Genomic DNA, 3,153 nt, shown 5'->3' with positions numbered 1-3,153 from the left:
CGCCATGATGGAGCCCGCCGAGGCCGGCATCCGCACCTGCGCCTGCGTCACCGACGGGCTGCCCGCGCAGGACATGATGAAGGTCAAGCGCTTCCTCCGCCGCTATCCGCGCGAGCGGAAGATGCGCCTGATCGGGCCGAACTGCGCGGGGATCATCAGCCCCGGCAAGGGCTTCATGGGGATCATGCCGCCGCATATCTACACGCCCGGCCGCGTGGGCATCGTGGGGCGCTCGGGCACGCTGGGTTACGAGGCGGCGAGCCAGATGTCGGCGCTCGGGATCGGGGTGTCGTCCTCCATCGGGATCGGCGGCGACCCGATCAACGGCTCGTCCTTCCGCGACATCCTCGAGCTGTTCGAACAGGACCCCGAGACCGACGCCGTCATCATGATCGGCGAGATCGGCGGCCCGCAGGAGGCCGAGGCCGCGGCCTATGTCCGCGACCACATGACCAAGCCCGTGGCGGCCTATGTCGCGGGCCTGTCCGCCCCCAAGGGCCGCAAGATGGGGCACGCGGGCGCGATCATCTCGGCCTTCGGCGAGAGCGCGCAGGAGAAGGTCGTGATCCTGCAGGAGGCGGGGATCACGGTGGCCCCCAATCCGTCGCTCATGGGCGAGACGGTCGCGCGCATCCTCGGCATGAAGGAAGCGGCATGACCCGGGCGGAGCATTTCCCGATGATCGAGATGAAGCGGGCCGAGGACTGGATCGGCCGCACCGAGGAAAGCTGGGGCTGCCTCACGCCGCAACTCGCCGGGATGCTCAACGCCGCGGTGTCTCACCCGCTCTCGCTCAAGCGCGACACGCGGCGGGGATCGCTGCTGCCGCGGCTCTGGCACTGGGCGGCCTTCCCCGAGTTCGTGCCGCTGTCCGAGCTCGGCGAGGACGGGCACCCCAAGCTCGGCCGCTTCCTGCCGCCGCTCGACTTCAGGCGGCGGATGTGGGCGGCGGGGCGGCTCAGCTTCCACGGCAGCCTCCGGATCGGCGAGCGGCTGCGCCGCCGGTCCGAGATCAAGGCCGTGACGCCGAAGAGCGGGGGCACCGGCGACATGGTCTTCGTCACCGTGGCCCACCAGGTCGAGGGCGAGAACGGCGCCTTCCTCGAGGAGGAGCAGGACATCGTCTACCTGCACATCCCCGAGCGCTACACGCCGCCGAAACGCATCCCCGAACTGGAGGCGCCCGATTTCGACGAGACCGTGCCGATCAACGAGGCGCGGCTTTTCCGGTTTTCGGCGGCCACCTACAACGCGCACCGCATCCACTACGACCTGCCCTATGCGCGGGAGGTCGAGAAGTATCCCGCCCTCGTCACACATGGGCCGATGCAGGCGATCATGCTGATGGAGGCGGCCAAGCGGCACACGGGCGAGCCGCCCCGCCGCTTCCGCTTCCGCGGCGTGCATCCGATGTTCCACACCCACGACCTGAGGCTCCAGGGCAGGCGCTCGGCCGACGGGCGGTCGATGGACCTGGGCACGGTGGCACCCGAGGGCTATCTCGGCATGCAGGCAACGGCGGAGTGGAACTGATGGGCATCCTTTCGGGAATGCGGGTCGTGGAGGGGTCGGCCTTCGTCGCGGTGCCGCTCGCGGGCATGACGCTGGCGCAGATGGGAGCGGACGTGATCCGCTTCGACCGGCTGGAGGGCGGGCTCGACGCGGCGCGCTGGCCGGTGACGCGCGACGGGCGGAGCCTGTTCTGGGCGGGGCTCAACAAGGGCAAGCGCTCGATCGCCGTCGACATGAAGCACCCGCGCGGGCGCGAGATCATCTCGGAGATCATCACCGCGCCGGGCGAGGATGCGGGCCTCTTCATCACCAACCTGCGGGTGCGGGGCTGGATGGACTACGAGACGCTGTCCGCCCGCCGCCCTGACCTCTGCATGGTGACGCTGACCGGCGACCGGCACGGGCGGCCCGCCGTGGACTACACGGTGAACCCCGCGCTGGGCTTTCCCGATGCGACCGGGCCCGCGGGCTCGGCGGAGCCGGTGGCCCATGTCCTGCCCGCCTGGGACTGCATCGCGGGGGGCATGGTGGTGAACGCGCTCCTGGCCGCCGAGCGCAAGCGGCTGCGCAAGGGGCAGGGCTCGGCCGTCGACGTCGCACTGAAGGACGTTGCCGCGGCGATGCTGGGCCATCTCGGGATCATCGGCGAGGTCGAGGTCAACGGCACGGTGCGCGAGAAGGCGGGCAACGCGCTCTATGGCGCCTACGGGCAGGACTTCCTCTGCGCGGATGGCGAGCGGGTCATGGTGATCGGCCTCACCGACCGGCAGTGGCGGGGGCTCGTGAACGTCACCGGCACCAAGGCCGAGATGGCCGCGCTCGAGGCGGGGCTCGGCGAGAGCCTCTCGGAGGAGGGCGCGCGCTGGCGCCACCGGGCGGCGATCACCGAGGTGCTGCGCCCCTGGTTCGCGGCGCGGCGGGTGGCGGAGTTCGGCGCGATGTTCGACGAGGCGGGGGTGACCTGGTCGGTGTTCCGCGACTTCGGCCGGGCGCTGGCCGAGGACCCGGACCTGTCGCTCGCCAACCCGATGTTCAGCCGCGTGGAGCAGCCTGGGATCGGCGTATATCGCGTGCCGGGCACGCCGATGGACTTCTCGGGCGATGCGCGCGAGGCGCCGGTGCGCGCGCCCGCGCTCGGCGAGCATACCGAGGAGATCCTGGGCGACGTGGCGGGGCTGCCCGACGCGGAGATCGCCGCGCTCTTCGATCTCGGCGTGGTGCGCCAGGCCCCGCGGGCGGAACGGCGGATGGCGTCCTGAGCGCGCCCGCGCGTCAGGGGCCCGGCGGGCGGTAGCGCCCGCGCTCAAGTAGCCCGAAGGGCGGTAGCGCAAAAAAGAAGATCGCCCGAGCTCAAGTAGCCCGAAGGGCGGTAGCGCAAAAAAACCTACCCACCACCGCGCCCGCCGGGGCATCGAACCCCGGCGGGCGCCGGCGCTTCGCGCCGAAGGGCGTATTTGACGAAAGATGAAGCGGGGGCCGGGGCGCGTTCCGGATGGCGGGATGCGGCAGGCGCGGGCGGGGTTCAGCCGAGGGCGGCGAGGCGGGCCTCCTGGCGGGCGATGAGGGTGTCGATCTCGGCCACGGTCGCGCGCGAGAGGGCGGGGGCGGGCTTGCGCGCGGTGGGGTGGGCGATGGCGCCCC

3 protein-coding genes are annotated in these 3,153 nt (G+C 71.6%); all 3 read left to right on the top strand.

The annotated features are described in order from the left end of the window. Positions 1 to 658: succinate--CoA ligase subunit alpha (locus ACTS11_RS00755; protein ID WP_442638445.1), on the top strand; the 658-nt coding region annotated here is incomplete at its 5' end. Continuing rightward, complete coding sequence (locus ACTS11_RS00750; protein WP_442638444.1) at positions 655 to 1,533, top strand: FAS1-like dehydratase domain-containing protein; 879 nt, start codon at positions 655 to 657, stop codon at positions 1,531 to 1,533. The genes ACTS11_RS00755 and ACTS11_RS00750, both read left to right, overlap by 4 nt. Next, a complete protein-coding gene (locus tag ACTS11_RS00745) occupies positions 1,530 to 2,771 on the top strand; it encodes a CoA transferase (RefSeq protein WP_442638446.1) in 1,242 nt (413 codons plus the stop codon). Before ACTS11_RS00750 ends, ACTS11_RS00745 begins: the two co-directional genes overlap by 4 nt. Positions 2,772 to 3,153: the final 382 nt, after the last annotated feature.

Source organism: Roseicyclus sp., assembly GCF_052168335.1.
In the GTDB taxonomy this organism is placed as follows: Bacteria; Pseudomonadota; Alphaproteobacteria; order Rhodobacterales; family Rhodobacteraceae; genus Roseibacterium.
This window is presented reverse-complemented; position numbering and strand designations above follow the sequence as displayed.